Raw genomic sequence first — 16,387 nt, forward strand, 5'->3', positions numbered from 1 at the left:
AACCGCCACCCCCGGGAAAACGGGAGAAAACGGCTGCACAAAATTTGAAACCAGCTAAAAACACCAGACCACACCACGGGGTGGCGGGCCCGGCAAATTCAACCAATTCAATACAATAAATTGGTATCAACAAACTTGGCACACTATTGAGTTCTCAAACAACAGACACACCCGGCACCACCACAACCAAACAGTCGAGGATCGCTCCGGAGCAACTTTTCAAACTTACCCGATCTCGGAAGACTTTGCAAATTCGCATTTCTGCGACATACATTCTTCCAAGAAGGTCCCCACCTTTATTCGGCACGCTAATTCGCGAACCATTTTCAGGCTGTTTAGAAGGGGGTCGGTCGCTTTCTTTCCGCATCAGCGGCGGCGACTCGAATTACTTTACACGGCGGGAGGACCCGGCACAAATCCGGCTGCGGAGGTGGTGCCATGGGACAAAAACCCTGCATTGGCGCGGATTACCGGCCCGGACGCACCCCAACAGGGGCGCTCACTCGCAAAACGGGTTTTGTGCACCGCGTCACAGTCCGCAACACTCCCGCCGTCATACCTCGCATGACCTGGCCGGCAAGGCCCCGGCGCCTTGCTTCGGACCGTCTCCTGAGTTGCGTCGACGGAGGGCCAGTCCTCAGGATGCACCGGAGCGGCCTACAAGTTATCCGCAGACCAGACCTCGGATTGGTAGCTTGCCGCAGCCCCTGTCCCGGCGTCGGTTACAGGACTATGCTTCCTGCTGCACCGATGGGATTGCCACCGTGCGGAAACCGTTGCGTGGAAGGACATCTGTCATGGAATGCATAACGTGGTTTGCGCCGATCCTGCCCGGGAAGCTGGAGGCGTGGAAGGCAGTGGACGCGGAGATGAGCGGAGCCCGCGCTGCAGATTACAAGCGCTCGCGCGAGCGCATCGGCATGACCCGGGAGGTCGCCAGCCTCATGCAGACGCCGCAGGGGGACTTTGTCTGCCTGTTTCACGAGGCCGAGGACCTGGCCCAGGCGTACCGGTCCATCGCGACGTCGGATGATCCTTTTGACGTCTGGTTCCGCGAGCAGCTCGTGGAACTCCACGGCCTGACGCCAGAGATGCTGCAGGGCCCTCCCCCGGCCCAGCTGACGTTCGACTACAAGGCCGGCTGAACGGACGGCTGTCCAGGCTCCGGGCGCCCTCACGCTGAGTTCTCGACGTCGGGCATCAGCATCACCCCGTCGGAAGGGCCTCAATGAAGGGCACCTGGGTCGCGTACTGCTGATAGAGCTTGACCGCTTCGTCGATCTCGATGCGGCCGAAATTCAGCGCGACCTGCAGCCCCTCCAGCTGGGCGCTGGCTGTCTCGGCCGCGCTTACCCGATCCGCCAGCGAACGGGACGTGGCGAAATTTGTGGCCAGGGCCGCGGCAACGGAAAAGATCACCGCCAGCAGACACAGCACGCGCCACACCAGAGAGTCGTCGCTGAGGTTGAAGATGGCTGCCACCGATTCGGTGAACCCTGTGCCCCCGAAGGCGGGGCCGGCAGTGAGCGCAGCGGCCAGCGCGCTGCCCACGATGCTTATGTTGGCCAGCCGCGTGCGCCTGGGCCTTTCCCTGCCGAGATAGGAGCGGATGGCTTGCTGCTTCTCGTCGATGCGGGAGGACAGCCTTTGCCGCGTATCGGATGATTCGTCCATGACCTGGTACCAGCTTCCCATCGCCGATCGTGTCCGCACGCCCGGAAGGTGAGACCCCGCGCCCGCGGCCTGCCGGATTCCCGGTCTCCGCCAGCCCGGGCAGCAATCCCCGTCCGGTTGCCGCATCCCTCCCGAAACGCGCACACGTTTAGAATGCTCCCGCGCCGCCGCGGGTGTCTAGGCACGCCATCTGGCTGCACCGCCGGGAGTTCCGGCCTGCACCCGGGTTTCCGCACCGCTCCCGGAATATCGCGGCGAAAACGGACATCCGCTGCGTGGATCCACGTGGCGGATGTCCGGAAACGCTGCGGAAACCAGGTTGTGGCCGCTATTTGCCGGCGCCCCTCGTGGGAATGCGCGGCAACAACCGCCGCTTGGCATCCCAGGCACCGCACGACGCCGGGCCTGACCCCCGCCTCCAACGCTGGAAGCTGGTGTCAGGCCCGCGCGGTTACTGCGGGTAGGGCTGCCGGGATGCGGTCAGCGCAGGGACCGCAACGACGCATACGGTTCGCTGGGGAGGTTACCCGCCGACCAGGCGCGGGTGGACCGCTCGAGCGGCGTATGGCCCCGGCCGTCGCGGATGACCGCGACGACGGTGGCGACGGCTGCGTAGACCATGAGGGCTACGAGCAGGATGGCAGCAAATTCCATGGGAGAAACACCTCGGGCGATTGATGAAGCGGGGTTGTTGGGGCGAGTGATGAAGTTGCGAGGGCCGGATTCCGGGGTAGCCGGTGCTGTGAAAGCTTCGGTTGAGGTTCGGTTTCCGGTCCCTCATTCCGGTCCCTTTGCGGGGACATGTCCAGTTTCCGCGGTCACCGTGTGAGCCAGCGTGTGAGCGGTGAGACCTTCGACGTCAACGGTTCGACGCCGAGGCCGACGCTCGGCTCTGCAGTCCCGCTGGACCGTTCCGCTGGGCTCTTCCGCTGTGCCGTTCCGCTGTGCCGTTCCGCTGTGCTCTTCCGCTGTGCCGTTCCGCTGTGCCGTTCCGCTGTGCCGTTCCGCTGTGCCGTTCCGCTGTGCCGTTCCGCTGTGCCGTTCCGCTGTGCCGTTCCACTGTGCAGTTCCGCTGGCGTGGCCACACTGCTACCTTGGCGGGATGGAACGATCTCTGATGCGGCCAAGGAACCGCAAGATCCTCGCGGGAGTCTGCGCAGCCATTGCCCAACGCTTCGGCATCTCCGTAACCCTGGTCCGCCTCGGCTTCGTGTTCTTCGGCTTTTTCGGCGTCGGCGAGCTGGTCTACATCGCGTTGTGGATCCTCATCCCCAAGGCAAAATAACGGCCACTTGTCAGGACAGCCCGCTTCGGACACCGGCACGACGGCGGGCGTCCGGCAGCGTTGCCGGCCTCCCGCCGTCGTGCAGGACTACGAGCAGTTCCCTTCTTGGTTTGCTCAGGTTTCCTGCGATCACGACGGCGGCCCGTGGCCCAGTCTTCGTGGCGGGAGCCCTTGACGGGCACTGGCATACTGACCCCATGGCAATCGGAATGACGCGGGGTGGAGCGGCGCTACGCTACGGTGCCGCGGCTGTCCTGCTGGTCGCTGCCCAGCTGGCGGGCTTGTGGTTCCACTCAGCCGGCATTTACCAGGGCTCCGCGAACGTTCCGCTTGCCGAATTTCCGGGGGATGTGGACGTTTTCTTCGTTCTGACCTTCGCTCCCACCATCATCGGGCTCAAATACCTGGCCTACGACGTCGCGGTGAGGGCGTTTACCAAGACCTACAGGACTCCTGCGCTGCTCCTCTGCTTCTTCGTCGGCTATGCAGCCGCATTGGCCATCGACGTGGCATGCCTGTTTTCGGCGTCGAAGCCAATAGCCGACGCCGGGCTTGCCGTTCTGGGCGCGGTATTCCAAACTCCGTTGGTCCTCTTCGCATGTGGGACCGCAATCGCCGCGACAGTCCTTTTGAAGGACAGGCCTCCGCAAACCGGGGCTGCGCAGGCCCCTTGAACGTACAGGGCGACACCCAAACAGCGCCGCCCCGCGGGTCAAGGCTTCGTAGATGTAGGCCAGAGGCAGCCTCACCAAGGGCCGACCCCGGCGGGCATGAATCCCATGCCTGGACTACGCCCCCGCCAAGGGCGCGATGAGCTGGCCCCGGCGTACGTGTTCCTCGCCTCGGCCGAGCCGGGCTGGGCTGTCCGCTCAAGGAGCAGGCTCGACGCCGAACGATCCCGCCGAGCCTCTCGCTCGCGTCAGCTTCCGTTGTTGTTGTTCGCGGCCTTGGCTGCCGCAGCCACCTGGTGGTGCAGCTCTGCGTGATCGGCTGCGGTAAGTGCCTCGTCGCCGTCGAATGAATACGGCTGGCCCACGCCGGTTTCGATGAGTGCCTTGAGGCTACCGTTCACGAACATGCCCCACGCGTTCGAGCAGACGTCGTAGCATTCGTCGTCGGGCTTGAGGTCCTCGTGGGTGAAGGTGACCCGCGTTCCGCCGTCGGCCTCCTGGATGTCGAACCGAACGGTCGTGCCGTTCCACTCCTGCTTGTCGGCGGTGAAATCGAGGTAGCTGCCCGTGACGAGCCACGCGATGCGTCGTGCCGGTTCGATATCGGTGACCCGGAATCCGCTGTAGTGCAGCCCGGGGACGACGTAGACGAACTCGTCGCCGACGGCGGTGGTCGAGCCGGTGATCCGCCCCCACCACGCGGGGACGTCGTTGATCGCATCGAACGCCTTTTGCGGGGTGGCATCCACGGTGATCGTGGTGGTGAAATTCGCGGTCATTTCGCTGCTCCTTTGCCTGCCTCCCCCGGAGGAGAGGGCTCCTGAACTTGCGTGATGCAAGTGAGTGTAGGCCCGGTGACTTGCATCACGCAAGTGGTAGAGTCGAGCCATGTTAGGGAAGTCTTATGACACGCAGGTGTGCTCCATCGCGCGATCACTCGAGCTCGTCGGCGAGCGGTGGAGTCTGCTCATCATCCGCGACGCCCTGTTCGCTCAGGTGACGCGCTTCGGCGACTTCCAGCACAACCTCGGGATCGCGACCAACGTGCTCACATCGCGGCTGGATTCGTTCGTCACCAATGGCATCATGGAGCGCGCAGGTTCCGCCGACTACATCCTCACGGCCAAGGGCCGCGCACTCGCGGTCGCGCTCGTCGCGCTCACCGAGTGGGGCGACGCCTGGGCGTCCCCCATCGAACCGCCGATCCTGTACCGGCACGCCGCCTGCGGTGACGGCGCGGTGCACGCGGTCGCAACGTGCGAGGCGTGCGGCGTTGTGCCCGCGGAGGAGATCGCTATCCGCATAGGCCCCGGCATGCCTGCCGAGTATCCCGCCGGGCGACGCGGCGGAACCCGCGCGAGCTGATCGAGTCTCGACGCGAACGGGACTCGTCCCGGAGAACCCGCTCTCGCACGGTGCCCGCGAAGCCCCTCCGCCGCCCCCACTCCCCCGGCGTAGCATGACTGGTATGGCCGAGACTTGGATTCGGCTCCTCGGTCCGCCCAGGATCGAGTCCGCTGGCACCCCACTCCGGCAGCCCCGCGGCCGCAAGGCCTGGGCTGTGCTGGCCTACCTCGCGCTGCAACCGGACGGCACCGGCCGGGCCCGGACGGCCGCCCTCCTGTTCCCCGACGCTGAGGACCCCCTCGGCGCCCTGCGCTGGAACCTCTCGGAGCTGCGGCGGACCCTCGGCGTGGGATCGGTCGGCGGCGACCCGCTCCTGCTGGTGCTGCCGGACGGCTGGCACTGCGACGTGGTCGAGGCCCTGCACCCCGAGGCCGTCGCCGACCCCCGCGCCTTCGACGGCCAGCTCCTGGAGGGCCTGTCCTTCGCGGACTGTCCCGTGTTCGAATCGTGGCTGGAGGACCAGCGGCACCGGCTCGAGAACTGCGTGCTGGCGCTGCTGTACGAGGCGTCGCTCGCCGCGCTGTCGGCGGGAAGGGCGGACGACGCCGTCGATCTCGCCACGCGCGCGCTGCGCCTGGACCCCTTCAACGCCGACTGCCACGCCGTCCTGGTCAAGGCCCTGCTCTCCCTGGGCGAGTACCGACGGGCACGGGAGCAGGCCGACAAGTGCCGGGACCTCTACCGCCGGGAGCTCGGGCTGGGCCTGCCCGCGGAGGTGCGCCGGGCCCTGGTGGACGCGGACCCCGCGGCCGAACCGGGGATGCCGGCCAGTACGGCCACGGTGCGGTCCTACCTCGACGCTGCAGGGGCGTCGCTCTCGGCCGGCTCGGTGGACCGCGGGCTGGAGCAGCTGCGGCTGGCCGTCGGACTCGCCCAACGGACCGATGACCAGCACCTGCTCGCCGAATCCCTGGTGACCCTGTCCGGGGCCATGATCCATCAGGCCGGCGGCCGCGGCGCCGAGGTGGCGGATCTGCTGCACCGTGCGCTGTCCGCGGAGGGGCCCGACGGCGGCTCCCGGACTGCCGCGACGGCTTTCCGCGAGCTGGGCTACCTGTCCGTGCAGCGCGGCGTTCCGGACCGGGCGGCAGGCTGGCTGGACCGGGCGATGCGTGCGGCCCGGGGGATCCCGGACGAGCAGGCCAGGATCCTGGCGATTCAGGGCATGCTGGCCTCGGACACCGCGCATTATGAGGACGCGATTATGGCCCTCACCGAATCCGGGCGGCTGGCGGCGGAGGCCGGGAACCGGCGGCAGCAGGCGTTCAGCGAGGCCCTGCTGGGCCGCGTGCACCTGCTGCGCGGCGACCTCGAGCTGGCGGCCGCCTGCCTGGACCGGGCCCTGGACTGGGTCGCGGGGGAACACTGGACGGCGTTCGAGCCGTTTGTCGCCGGCGTCCGGGGCGAAATCTACCTCGCCGCGGGCCAGCTAGACGCGGCGGCGGACCTGATTGACCGGGCCTGGGTCATGGCCGAGCTGGCCGGCGACCACTGCTACATGGCCCTAGCGGCTGGCGCCGAAGCCCGGCTGTTCCTGGCGCACGGGGACCTCGCCGCGGCGGAACACTGGATCGACCGGGGCCTGGAACCCACGCCGTGGTACCTCTGGTACTCGGCCCGGCTGCTCGATGCCGCGGCGGAAGTCGCCATCGTCACCGGGTCGCCGCGGGCCGCCGAGTTCGTGGAGCGGCTGGCCGCGCTGGCCAGCCGGAGCGGGATGCGGGAGTTCGTGGTCCGGGCGCAGTCCCACCGCGCGGTCCTGGGCGACGAGGCCGCGGCCCAGACTGTGCCGTGGCTGGCCCGGGAGATCGACAACCCTGCGCTGGCCGCGTTCCTGGACCGGCGCCACGGCGTCTCGCTGTGACTCAATAGGCCGGCTTATCAATAGGGCCGCCCGGAATGGCGGCGGGCCTCCGCGCCGGAAGCGGGGCCGACGTCGTACTTCTTACCCGTGCCCGGCGGCGGAACCCCGAGACAGCACGGGTGGGTTAAACAAAAGCAGGGCCCGTCCGAAGACGGGCCCTGCTCGAAACCTAACGGTCCCGGGTATCTAAAAGGAAATTAGATAGCCTGGATGTTGGTGGCCTGGGGACCCTTGGGGCCCTGCTCGGTTTCGAAGGAGACCTTCTGGTTCTCTTCGAGGGAGCGGAAGCCGGAGGAGTTGATCGCAGAGTAGTGTGCGAAAACGTCCTGTGAGGAGTCATCGGGGGAAATGAAGCCGAAGCCCTTTTCAGCGTTAAACCATTTGACGGTACCAGTAGCCATTATTTTTGTCCTTCGTGAAGGTGGAGGAACTGTCCCGACTTTCGGGTCCTCCTGTTTGGGGTGCTCAAAACCGCTGCTTCAGAAGAACGCGGACTTTCGACCGCGCGTACTGCCTGAACTACGAACTGCATAAACACAACAACATGATCAACCATACAGGAGATTTGCAGGGTGAATTACCACCCGTAACTATGGACGACGACGACGGCGGCCTGGTCGGGTCCCGTCCGGCATCAACACCATGCAGGAACTGAGCCACTCCGAGGGCGTCGGGGTCGACTGCCCGGGGCACAGGGAACGGCCGCGGTCACATAAAAGAATTGGCGCATGGCAATCCGCCGCGCCGGGTCCTCCGAATGGCTTGCATGACCACGGCTCCGGCCGAACAACCGGCCGCACCATCACCGCAAGTACTTCATAGGAGACAACCATGACAACCACGAGCCACGCCCGCACGGCAACCCGCACCAACGTCCAGAAGGCAAGCCTCGCCGTCGGCGCCGTCTTCCTGCTGGTCGGCATCCTGGGCTTCGTTCCGGGCATCACCAGCAACTACGACCAGCTGACCTTCGCCGGCCACCACTCCGAGGCCATGCTGCTAGGCCTCTTCCAGGTCTCGGCCCTGCACAACATCGTGCACCTGCTCTTCGGTGCCGCGGGCCTCCTGCTGGCCAGGTCGGCCACCGGTGCACGTTCCTTCCTGCTCTACGGCGGCATCATCTACCTGGTGCTGTTCGTCTACGGCCTGGTGGTCCCCGAAGATTCGGCCGCCGACTTCGTGCCGCTGAACAGCCTGGACAACCTCCTGCACCTGGTGCTGGGCGCCGGCATGATCGCCCTGGCCCTGATCCTCACCAAGGGCCGCGCCAAGGCACGCGCCTAAGCCAGACTCCGTTTGGAGTACCGCTTACGACGACGACGGCGCCCACCGGAATCCGGTGGGCGCCGTCGTCGGAGCGTCCAAGGGTGCCCCGTGGGGGTATCCGGGGCGCCGGCGAACGAACCGTTTAACGATCCGCCGGGGCTCCCAAGGCTTCCGGCAGCTCCGTCAAGGACGCAACAGTGACGTCGGGCGCGGCGAAGTAGGTCGGGTACTTGGCCCCGGTCCGGTTGATCCACGCTGTCCTGAGCCCGGCCTGTGCCGCGCCGTGGATGTCCCAGGGGTGGACGGCAACGAGCATCATCTCCCCCGGATCCGTGGCGCAGGCATCGGCGGCGTACCGGTACGCGGACCGGTCCGGCTTCCACGCCGGGGCGTCTTCCACGGACAGCAGCCGTTCAAACTGGTGCAGGATTCCGGCCGGTGCCAAGAGTTTCTCCGCGACCTCGGCGGAGCCGTTCGTCAGCGTGACCAGCCGGTATCCGGCCGCCCGCAGCGATCGGACACCGGGGACAACGTCAGGGTGAGGGCGCAGTTCGCCCATTCCCGCCAGAATCCGCTTCACCGCCGGCTCCACATCTGCCTGGGTGCCCGCGTCGGCGAGGACCCCGCGCAGCACCTCCGCGCCGATCTCGGCAAAGGTTGCCTTGCTGCCGGCGGCGGCCAGGGCGAAGCCGTCCCGCAGCAGCGTGGCGAACCAGAGTTTCGCCAGGTTCGCGGGGGCTCCGACCTCGGTGAAGCGCTCTGCCATCGGTGACATGTCCGAGAGCGTTTCGTTGACGTCAAAAACAATGACTGCCGGTGCGCTGTTCACGGGTTCTCCTTCATCGACACATCTTCGGTCACGGCGGACGTAAGAGCCATGCCTTAAGCATGCGCCAGCACCTTCACCGCCTGACGATCTCCCTGAGCGCAAATCGGCAAGTCCTAAGCTGGGTGCCATGACCACCGTCCCGGTGAACGCAGCCCCCTCGGCTCCCGCGTCTCACAGGCGGTGCAGACCCTCACGCCGGGGTATTTCGCCCTCACGATGGCCAGCGGGATCATCTCGGTGGGTCTCGAGCTCCAAGGCTTCGACACACTCTCGGCCGCGCTCCTTGTGGTCTGCGCGGACTCCTACGCCGTGATCCTGGTGCTCAGCCTGGTGCGCCTCGCCAGGTTCCGCGCCGACATGCGCCGCGACTTCCTGGACCCCGGCCGGGCGTTCGGATTCTTCACCTTCATCGCCGGAACGAATGTGCTCGGCGTGCGCCTGGGAATGGAGGGGTGGCCGGGGACGACGGCGGCGCTTTTCGCCGCACGGTCCTCGCCTGGGTGGCGCTTGGCTACGTTGTGCCGTGGACCGCCGTGCTGGGCCGGGACGAGCGCCCGCTGCTGAAGGACGCCAACGGCAGCTGGTTCATCTGGTGCGTGGCCAGTCAGTCCGTGGCGGTCGCGGCGGCCTCGCTGGAACCCCTCGCCGGCCCGGACCAGCGCGCGGCCCTGGCACTGGTCCCCGTCGTCTCCTGGTCGGTGGGGCTCATCCTTTACGCCGCCGTGGGGATCTTCGTTTCGCTGCGGCTCATGACTTACCCCGTCCGGGCCGAGGACCTGCGCCCGCCGTACTTCGTGGCCATGGGCGCCGTGGCGATCAGTGTCCCTGCCGGCGCGCGGATCGTCGAAATGGCCGGCGCGCCGATGGTGGATGCGACGCGCGGGCTGGTGGCCGGTTCCTCCGTGGTGTTCTGGGCCTTCGCCTCGTGGCTCTTTCCTGTCCTCCTCGCGGCCGGATGGTGGAGGCACGTGATCCACCGCGTGCCCCTGTCCTACAAACCGGGCCTCTGGAGCGTCATCTTCCCCCTGGGCATGTACGCCTTGGCCGGGATTTACCTGGCGCGCCCCGACCATCTTCCCCTCGTGGCGCTGATCGGCCGCACGGAGCTGTGGCTGGCTGTCGCGGCATTCCTCGCCACCCTCGCCGCGATGCTGTGGCACCGGTGGGCAACGCTCGTGCGCCGTGGCCCAAAGAAAGGCTAGGGCTGGACAACCTTCACGAGTTCAGACCGGCTGCCGGTTTCCAGGTCCTCAGTAAGGGCCAGCGCACCTATCTGGGGGCAGTGGTACTTATACTCCCGTGAATTCTTTTCAAGCGGCGTCCAGTCGTAGACCTTGACGCAGTCGGTGTACGTGCCTGATTTGGTGGTGACGGTCTCGCCGGTAGCCACGGTGTCCCGCATGTCCTCCGCATGACCAACGTAAAATTCCTGCCTGTACGAGTCGCCAACGCGCTGCTCGGCCTTCATCCAGATCCCGGCTTTCGCCCCGTCTTTTCCATGGAGAAAGCTGCCCCCGTGGTGCAGCAAGATCCCATTCACGTAGTTGTTCACGTCCTCGCCGAAGTACCAGACGTCTCCGTTTTTGTGTTGCGCCAGGTAATCCCGGGTTTCCTCTACCAGCTGCCCGTTTTTGTACTCCTTATCCAGATAGACCACCGTCTCTACGCCCGCTATGGTCATGGTCTCCGGCAGGATTTCGATCTCGATCCGCTCGGTGACTCTTCCTTGCTGCGTGGTCTCGTAAGTCAGTTTCTTACCGACAGGGAGCGCGAAGTATTTGTTGGTGATTTCGGTGGTGAAATCTGCAGGGTTGATCTGCGGGTTGTACTCCGCGGCCCTGCTCCTGGTTGTGTTGTCGAGGATAAATAATGTCGCCCCAGCAACAACCAGCAACAGGACGATCACGCCAAGGAAGATTTTGGTTCGCTGATTCATGACCTTCCCACTCCTTCTGAGCAGAAATTCCTGTAGGTGGTCAGAGCACCGTTGCTTGCCCATGGCCATAGGAAAAAGGTAGCGGTCCGCGCTGATCCACAACACCCTTGGCGAACTCCACGCTTGAGCCCCACGCCGTCGTCGGACACCTGTACGTAGCGGCGTTGCGGGCATATCCTGCCAACAAAGCCAGCCTTGCACCTTGGCCCCGGGAGAAGAACCATGGAGACCCCGACGGCGAGCGACGTGCCGTCCCCCGAAGCAGCCGCCCGACATGCGGCTCCGCAAAGCGTCAACACCCTGATTGTCGGGGCCGGGCAGGCGGGCCTGGCCACGAGCTACTGGCTAAGCCGGGCCGGCGTCGAACATCAGTTGCTGGAACGGCGCGAAACGCTCGGCGGGGCGTGGCAGGACCGGTGGGACGCGTTTTGCCTGAACACGCCGAACTTCTCGCTCGCGCTGCCCGGCATGCCGTATGACGGCCCCGCCCCGGAAGCATTCATGCTGCGAGATGACCCCATCAGCTATTTCCGGCACTATGCGGAGAGCATCGGCGCTCCTGTCCGGACGGGTGCGGATGTCACGCGTATCGCGCCCGCGGTGGGCGGCGGCTTCGAGGTGGCCACAACCAGGGGCAGCTGGCGAGCCCGGAACGTGGTGCTCGCTACCGGCGGCTACCAGAAGCCGAAAATCCCCGCACTGTCGGCGCAACTGCCCAGCCCCATCCTGCAACTTCACACCCACAGCTACCGCAACCCGGGCCAACTGCCCGTGGGAGCCGTGCTCATCGTTGGCACCGGCCAGTCCGGGGGCCAGATCGCCGAGGAACTGCTCGCCGCCGGCCGCGAAATCCACCTAGCGGTGTCCACGTGCCCGGAAGCACCGCGCCGGTACCGCGGCCAGGACCTCCTCTATTGGATGATGCAGCTTGCACAATTCGGCCCCGGCTACGGGCTGAACGGCCTCACCGTGGGGCAGCTGCCCTCCCCCGCGGCGAGGTTCGCCTGCAACCCGCTGGTGTCCGGCGCCGACGGCGGCCACGACATCCACCTGCGGAATCTCGGACGCCGCGGGGTCCGGCTGCACGGCCATTTGGAAGCAGCGGACGACGGCGACCTCGTCTTCAGTGATGACCTTCCGGAACGCCTGGCCCTAGTGGAGACGGCGTTCTACCAGCGGCTGAAGCCGATGTTCGACAGCTATATTGCCGCCACCGGCATGTCCGCACCGGAGCCGGAACCGCCGCGCAGGGACGACTGGCTTCCTTCGGAGCCCGCGCGGCTCAACCTCGAAGCCGCCAACGTCACGTCGGTCCTGTGGGCCACGGGCTACCGGCTGGACTTCAGCATCCTGGACATCCCGGTGCTGGACGAGTGGAACTACCCCCGGCACCACCGCGGCGTCACCGAACACCCGGGTCTGTACGCCGTCGGGTTGCCGTGGCTGACCGGCCACGGCTCGTCCATCGTGGCGGGCGTGGGCCGCGATGCCGAATACATTGCCCAGCACATCTCTGAGAACCAGGCACAGAACATCGCCGCCCGGTGAAGGCGACGTTCAAGAGGGGCGGCTACCCCGCGCCAGGCCCGTCGAAGTCCACTGGCGCGGCGAGGCCGGCGGAGCTGAACCATTCCCTGGCCCAGGCCTGTACCGAGGGGATCGCGAGTTGCTCGGCAACAAGCTCCGGCGGCCCGCCGAACACGGACTTCCCCTCGTCCAAGAGGTCCCCGGTACCGCTGCCGGCGAGGAGCCCGAAGAGGGCAGACTGGTCGAGGGAAGAGGGCAGACTGGTCGAGGAAGGGAAGCTTCCCGCCGTCGCCATCGGTCAGCACGCCCCAGCGCGAGGTGAACAGCGAAAACTCCTCCGGACGTTCCCTGTGTTCCACGACGAGCGGGCAAGCTCCGCCGTCGAGCCGGATCTGCCGAAAGTTGGGCTCCGTTTCGTCGAGGACCATCAGTTGGACATCGTCCAGCCACGACAGCCAGACCGATGTGCACGCTCCCAGCAGCGGATAGGGGGCTGCGGCGATGTAGCCGGCCTTGCTCACGTGGGCGGAGTGGCCAACGGCTATGTTGTGCAACTGCGCCCGGACCAGCGGCAGGACCGCGCTGACAGGCTGGTGGTAGTTGGCGAATTTCCGCCGCATCACGTCGGCGCTTGAATTCGAGCCGATGGAGACCACCAGGGAGCGGGCTTCCAGCGGTGCCGCGCCGGCCTGCGAGAGGGCTTCATCCAGTCCGGCTGAAAGCTCGAGGGGCCGGAATTCATTGCCGTCCATGACCCCCGACGCCCCGGGCGGGTCCCACGGATACAGCAGAGGATCGAGCCGGCCGGCGCCGCCGGACCCGCTCAGTCCCATGGGCTCAGCCGGGTGAAGCCGTCGGCATCGTGCTGGGGACTCATTAACGTGGCCCGCTTTCGTGGTCGGTACTTCCAGTTTCCCGCACTTTCGGGGAACCGGACCTTCGGCGCTAGCCTCGGCTCGGAACCCGGCCCCGGAGATCGACGTCCTCTCCATAGACGGGTGGGACGGCTACGCCGCGACGCGCCGCCGCTTCATGCAGGGCTGGGTGTGGATCAACCCGACTCGATCAACAGGGTCTAGCCGACTAACTGTCGAGAAAGGTGACATGGATTCCGAGCGAGACGAACACACCGGTCAGCATGGCCTTAGTGTTTTCGGCAGCCTGCGTCCGAAGCTCCGACGCTTCCGCGGCGGCGGCCAGCTTCGTCTCGGCGAGCTTAAAGAACTGCGCCTGCTGGGGCGACTCGATCGCGTCGGCGATCCGGTCAAGCACGCCACGGTCCTGCATGAACACATAGGACCGGTCATGGTCGAGGTTGGGCTTATCGAGCTGCGGCTCGGGCAGCCGCACCGTGACCGACTTGCCTTCTGCGGACAGCTTCAGGTCCTTGTCGGCAGGCCGGCCAGGTCCACGTAAGTGTTGACCGTGCCCGCTGCGACAAACAGCGTCCGCCGTCCGGCGATGATGGCGGGCCCGGGGCCCGCGCGATGCCCGGTCACGCTCGCTGATCCTCCCACCAAGTGCGTTGGTTCGGTAGGGACAACAGCCCCTGAACGACAAGGGCGGCTTCCGCAGGCTTCGATTGAAATCAGGACACTTTTCCGTATCCGGGAGCGGTACGATCTGTTGCAGTGCCGGCACAGCAGCACGGCTGAAACTCATCTGGGGGAATGGACCGATGGTGGAACTGAAGCGCATCTATTGGGGCCGACAGGCTCTGCGTCTCGCTTACTCGGCTGTGATTGTGTGGTTGGCCGTCTCAGTTGTCCTGGCGCTCATGCCGAAAGGGAAAGCGAACGCAGGGAACAGCGCATCAAGCGTCAACGGGGTCCTTCGCGGCTTTGCTGACAGCGTTCTGACCGCGGTTGCTCTCCCGGGGCTGTTCCTCGTCGTTCTTTTCATTGTCGCGGCGATCGTCCACGCCCGCGATGTCGGACGGCGCGACCCGGTCCGGCGTTTCAGTCGCCAGCAGCGCAGGGAGGGCATGGCACGGGCTGGTGCCCAGTGCGAGATGGAGGCCGGACTCCGGCGACGGTGCTCCCAGCCTGCTGAGCATGGTGACCACTTCTTCCCGTGGTCCAAAGGCGGCTCCACCAACCTGCAGAACTTCATCGCGGCCTGCGCGAAGTGCAACCGGGCCAAGGGCGCGAGGATTCCCTCGCCCAGTCAACAGGCACGGATGGAAAAACGGCGGCGGGAGTACGTTACGTCGTCCGGTTCCGTCAGCGTCGGCGCACGTCAGCCGCTATCTTGAGCGTCCCGGGTCGGGAAGGGAGCGCCCCCCTGACCTCATGCCGTGCATCAGAGATCCCTCTGGATACCGTTGCCCCCGACACCGGCTCGGCCGTTGCCCCACTGGAACTTGGACCGTGCACCCAGGAATCAGCGACTGAGAAACCTCCCAGCGGCCGCCGAAGTCGACAACTACCCACCAAGGACGAGGGGCTCCGGTCACTAGCGCACCTATTTCCCAGCATTGCTGCGGAATGGGATCGAGCCAAGAATCCGTTCCCTCCCAGTCACGTTCGGCCAGGAAGCAACCGCAAGATATGGTGGCTCTGCGAAAATGGCCACTCTTGGCTAACCGCGCCCTATGTGCGGACGAAGGGACATGGCTGCGCCGCTTGTAAGGGCATGAAGGCGACAGGTTCCAACAACTTCGCTTTGGCTAGGCCAGACTTGCTCTCCACCTGGAATCACGAACGCAACAAGTCCGAACTGGGCATTGCACCCACAGACGTATTGCCACAATCCAACAAGGACGTTTGGTGGACCTGTCAGAACGACGAACGGCACACGTATGTTGCCTCCCCTGCCGAACGTTTCCGCGGGCGAGGGTGTCCCTATTGCGTTGGGAAAAGGGTTGATGCGTCCAACAGCGTGGGCGCAACAAGACCAGCCCTAGCCGCCGAGTGGGATCCGGCAAACACCAAACGTCCCGATGAGGTGTCCATCGGCAGCGACTTCCGGGCCGCTTGGATATGCCGAAAGGATGACGCTCATAGGTGGATGGCCGCCGTAAGCTCCAGACCTGCCAACGGTGCCGGATGTCCGTTCTGCAGTGGCAGGCGACCCACGGAAGCCACCCGCGTTGACGTAATCCTGCCCGCGCTTGCCCTGCAATGGCACCCGACCAAGAATCGAGCGCTGACGCCTGCGGATGTAACCGCTGGAAGCAACCGCCGCGTTTGGTGGTTATGCCCTCAAGACGCTGGCCACGTCTGGGCAACCACGGTTCGTGCACGCGCCCTGGATCACGATGGCTGCAAATGGTGTGCTCCGACCATCCGATCCAGTGTCGATATTGCCCTTGCGTGCGAGTTCGCAGCGGTGTTCCCTCAGGACGTTGATCCGAAGAGGCAAGAGCGCCTGGATCTTGGCCATAACAGGCCACACAGCGTCGACATCCTGATCAAATCCTTGCGGATCGCCATCGAGTTTGATGGCTCGTACTCACATAAGGGCGAAGCCCACGAAGCGCGCGACTCCGTGAAAACAAGATTGCTTCGCGAGGCCGGGTACAGAGTAGTTCGAATCCGTGAGGAGCCATTGCCACTGCTCGATCCTGAATGCGACGTCTCAGTCGAACAAACCCGTGCTCCGGATGCGAAAGCCATAACAAACAAAGTTTTGCGTCATTTGGTGAGTCTTAGTTGGGTCGCTCCGGAAGTTGTCGCACCCTACCTTGAGTCACCTTACGCGTGGGCCGACGAAGTGGCTGCACAAATCTACGAATCCCTTCCCGAGTCGGAACGCTTCGTCCCCTTGAGTGCCAAGGCTGCACGAAAGCGACGGCAGTCGGAGTTGGCTACCGTGGAGCGACTTTCTAGAAAGCGGTCGCGCTACGGATCCGCAGACGGTGCGGAACCGCGTCTGAGTTCAGCGTCGACTGCCGCTCCGTAGTGTGGGTGCAACTGCGGCTAAGCCT

Annotated in this window: 19 protein-coding genes; 11 read left to right on the forward strand and 8 right to left on the reverse strand. The window is 65.4% G+C overall.

Features of this window, described 5'->3' with window-relative positions; genetic code table 11:
• Positions 1-797 precede the first annotated feature (797 nt).
• A complete protein-coding gene (locus C8D78_RS18340; protein ID WP_120955305.1) occupies positions 798-1,145 on the forward strand; it encodes a hypothetical protein in 348 nt (115 codons plus the stop codon).
• Between the two features lie 61 nt (positions 1,146-1,206).
• On the opposite strand, the gene C8D78_RS18345 is transcribed toward C8D78_RS18340, so the two are convergent.
• Positions 1,207-1,674 (reverse strand): hypothetical protein, encoded by a 468-nt coding sequence (locus C8D78_RS18345; protein WP_120955372.1) that lies wholly within the window; start codon positions 1,672-1,674, stop codon positions 1,207-1,209.
• A 480-nt stretch (positions 1,675-2,154) separates the two neighbouring features.
• Positions 2,155-2,328, reverse strand: coding sequence for a hypothetical protein (locus C8D78_RS19775; protein ID WP_167467961.1), 174 nt, complete (start codon positions 2,326-2,328; stop codon positions 2,155-2,157).
• 448 nt (positions 2,329-2,776) lie between these two features.
• Between C8D78_RS19775 and C8D78_RS18350 the strand changes: the two genes are divergently transcribed.
• Both C8D78_RS18350 and C8D78_RS18355 read left to right on the forward strand, forming a co-directional pair.
• Entirely contained in the window at positions 2,777-2,959 is a 183-nt protein-coding gene (locus C8D78_RS18350) for a PspC domain-containing protein (protein ID WP_120955306.1), read from the forward strand.
• 197 nt (positions 2,960-3,156) lie between these two features.
• A complete protein-coding gene (locus tag C8D78_RS18355; RefSeq protein ID WP_147429651.1) occupies positions 3,157-3,633 on the forward strand; it encodes a hypothetical protein in 477 nt (158 codons plus the stop codon).
• A 245-nt stretch (positions 3,634-3,878) separates the two neighbouring features.
• Here the strand turns inward: C8D78_RS18355 and C8D78_RS18360 are convergent, their stop codons facing one another.
• Positions 3,879-4,409, reverse strand: a complete 531-nt coding sequence (locus C8D78_RS18360; protein ID WP_120955308.1) for an SRPBCC family protein — start codon at positions 4,407-4,409, stop codon at positions 3,879-3,881.
• A gap of 109 nt (positions 4,410-4,518) precedes the next feature.
• Here C8D78_RS18360 and C8D78_RS18365 point away from each other — a divergent pair, with 109 nt between their 5' ends.
• A complete protein-coding gene (locus tag C8D78_RS18365; protein ID WP_120955309.1) occupies positions 4,519-4,995 on the forward strand; it encodes a winged helix-turn-helix transcriptional regulator in 477 nt (158 codons plus the stop codon).
• A gap of 103 nt (positions 4,996-5,098) precedes the next feature.
• Positions 5,099-6,901 (forward strand): AfsR/SARP family transcriptional regulator, encoded by a 1,803-nt coding sequence (locus C8D78_RS18370; protein WP_120955310.1) that lies wholly within the window; start codon positions 5,099-5,101, stop codon positions 6,899-6,901.
• A gap of 197 nt (positions 6,902-7,098) precedes the next feature.
• On the opposite strand, the gene C8D78_RS18375 is transcribed toward C8D78_RS18370, so the two are convergent.
• Positions 7,099-7,302, reverse strand: a complete 204-nt coding sequence (locus tag C8D78_RS18375) for a cold-shock protein (protein ID WP_011690916.1) — start codon at positions 7,300-7,302, stop codon at positions 7,099-7,101.
• Positions 7,303-7,732: 430 nt separating this feature from the next.
• Here C8D78_RS18375 and C8D78_RS18380 point away from each other — a divergent pair, with 430 nt between their 5' ends.
• The gene (locus C8D78_RS18380; RefSeq protein ID WP_120955311.1) at positions 7,733-8,185 is read left to right on the forward strand and encodes a DUF4383 domain-containing protein; all 453 of its coding nucleotides are present in this window, start codon (positions 7,733-7,735) and stop codon (positions 8,183-8,185) included.
• 124 nt (positions 8,186-8,309) lie between these two features.
• On the opposite strand, the gene C8D78_RS18385 is transcribed toward C8D78_RS18380, so the two are convergent.
• Entirely contained in the window at positions 8,310-8,996 is a 687-nt protein-coding gene (locus tag C8D78_RS18385; protein ID WP_244208488.1) for a haloacid dehalogenase type II, read from the reverse strand.
• Between the two features lie 180 nt (positions 8,997-9,176).
• Here C8D78_RS18385 and C8D78_RS20080 point away from each other — a divergent pair, with 180 nt between their 5' ends.
• Both C8D78_RS20080 and C8D78_RS18390 read left to right on the forward strand, forming a co-directional pair.
• Positions 9,177-9,560 (forward strand): SLAC1 family transporter, encoded by a 384-nt coding sequence (locus tag C8D78_RS20080; RefSeq protein ID WP_279629535.1) that lies wholly within the window; start codon positions 9,177-9,179, stop codon positions 9,558-9,560.
• Positions 9,515-10,198, forward strand: a complete 684-nt coding sequence (locus tag C8D78_RS18390; RefSeq protein ID WP_279629536.1) for a tellurite resistance/C4-dicarboxylate transporter family protein — start codon at positions 9,515-9,517, stop codon at positions 10,196-10,198. The genes C8D78_RS20080 and C8D78_RS18390 overlap by 46 nt, the downstream gene beginning before the upstream one ends.
• Here the strand turns inward: C8D78_RS18390 and C8D78_RS18395 are convergent.
• The gene (locus tag C8D78_RS18395; protein ID WP_120955373.1) at positions 10,195-10,932 is read right to left on the reverse strand and encodes a hypothetical protein; all 738 of its coding nucleotides are present in this window, start codon (positions 10,930-10,932) and stop codon (positions 10,195-10,197) included. The two genes, C8D78_RS18390 and C8D78_RS18395, sit on opposite strands and share 4 nt — an antisense overlap.
• A gap of 222 nt (positions 10,933-11,154) precedes the next feature.
• Here C8D78_RS18395 and C8D78_RS18400 point away from each other — a divergent pair, with 222 nt between their 5' ends.
• Positions 11,155-12,480 (forward strand): flavin-containing monooxygenase, encoded by a 1,326-nt coding sequence (locus C8D78_RS18400; RefSeq protein ID WP_244208489.1) that lies wholly within the window; start codon positions 11,155-11,157, stop codon positions 12,478-12,480.
• A 22-nt stretch (positions 12,481-12,502) separates the two neighbouring features.
• Here C8D78_RS18400 and C8D78_RS18405 read toward each other — a convergent pair whose 3' ends face one another.
• Complete coding sequence (locus C8D78_RS18405; RefSeq protein WP_120955313.1) at positions 12,503-12,754, reverse strand: hypothetical protein; 252 nt, start codon at positions 12,752-12,754, stop codon at positions 12,503-12,505.
• A 788-nt stretch (positions 12,755-13,542) separates the two neighbouring features.
• Entirely contained in the window at positions 13,543-14,121 is a 579-nt protein-coding gene (locus tag C8D78_RS18410; RefSeq protein ID WP_167467962.1) for a DUF4230 domain-containing protein, read from the reverse strand.
• Positions 14,122-14,137: 16 nt separating this feature from the next.
• Here C8D78_RS18410 and C8D78_RS18415 point away from each other — a divergent pair, with 16 nt between their 5' ends.
• Both C8D78_RS18415 and C8D78_RS20155 read left to right on the forward strand, forming a co-directional pair.
• Positions 14,138-14,713 carry an HNH endonuclease signature motif containing protein gene (locus C8D78_RS18415; protein WP_120955315.1) on the forward strand — a complete coding sequence of 192 codons (576 nt, stop codon included), beginning with the start codon at positions 14,138-14,140 and terminating at the stop codon, positions 14,711-14,713.
• Positions 14,710-16,362 carry a zinc-ribbon domain-containing protein gene (locus C8D78_RS20155; protein WP_167467963.1) on the forward strand — a complete coding sequence of 551 codons (1,653 nt, stop codon included), beginning with the start codon at positions 14,710-14,712 and terminating at the stop codon, positions 16,360-16,362. The genes C8D78_RS18415 and C8D78_RS20155 overlap by 4 nt, the downstream gene beginning before the upstream one ends.
• Positions 16,363-16,387 lie beyond the last annotated feature (25 nt).

Source organism: Arthrobacter oryzae, assembly GCF_003634095.1.
Classification (GTDB): domain Bacteria; phylum Actinomycetota; class Actinomycetes; order Actinomycetales; family Micrococcaceae; genus Arthrobacter; species Arthrobacter oryzae.

Coding starts and splice junctions, on each gene's coding strand:
- C8D78_RS18400 (WP_244208489.1), top strand. CDS start 11,155: ATGGAGACCCCGACGGCGAGCGACGTGCCGTCCCCCGAAGCAGCCGCC.
- C8D78_RS18340 (WP_120955305.1), top strand. CDS start 798: ATGGAATGCATAACGTGGTTTGCGCCGATCCTGCCCGGGAAGCTGGAG.
- C8D78_RS18375 (WP_011690916.1), bottom strand. CDS start 7,302: ATGGCTACTGGTACCGTCAAATGGTTTAACGCTGAAAAGGGCTTCGGC.
- C8D78_RS18395 (WP_120955373.1), bottom strand. CDS start 10,932: ATGAATCAGCGAACCAAAATCTTCCTTGGCGTGATCGTCCTGTTGCTG.
- C8D78_RS18365 (WP_120955309.1), top strand. CDS start 4,519: ATGTTAGGGAAGTCTTATGACACGCAGGTGTGCTCCATCGCGCGATCA.
- C8D78_RS18370 (WP_120955310.1), top strand. CDS start 5,099: ATGGCCGAGACTTGGATTCGGCTCCTCGGTCCGCCCAGGATCGAGTCC.
- C8D78_RS18405 (WP_120955313.1), bottom strand. CDS start 12,754: ATGGCGACGGCGGGAAGCTTCCCTTCCTCGACCAGTCTGCCCTCTTCC.
- C8D78_RS18415 (WP_120955315.1), top strand. CDS start 14,138: ATGGTGGAACTGAAGCGCATCTATTGGGGCCGACAGGCTCTGCGTCTC.
- C8D78_RS18360 (WP_120955308.1), bottom strand. CDS start 4,409: ATGACCGCGAATTTCACCACCACGATCACCGTGGATGCCACCCCGCAA.
- C8D78_RS19775 (WP_167467961.1), bottom strand. CDS start 2,328: ATGGAATTTGCTGCCATCCTGCTCGTAGCCCTCATGGTCTACGCAGCC.
- C8D78_RS18345 (WP_120955372.1), bottom strand. CDS start 1,674: ATGGACGAATCATCCGATACGCGGCAAAGGCTGTCCTCCCGCATCGAC.
- C8D78_RS18355 (WP_147429651.1), top strand. CDS start 3,157: ATGGCAATCGGAATGACGCGGGGTGGAGCGGCGCTACGCTACGGTGCC.
- C8D78_RS18410 (WP_167467962.1), bottom strand. CDS start 14,121: ATGAGTTTCAGCCGTGCTGCTGTGCCGGCACTGCAACAGATCGTACCG.
- C8D78_RS18350 (WP_120955306.1), top strand. CDS start 2,777: ATGGAACGATCTCTGATGCGGCCAAGGAACCGCAAGATCCTCGCGGGA.
- C8D78_RS18380 (WP_120955311.1), top strand. CDS start 7,733: ATGACAACCACGAGCCACGCCCGCACGGCAACCCGCACCAACGTCCAG.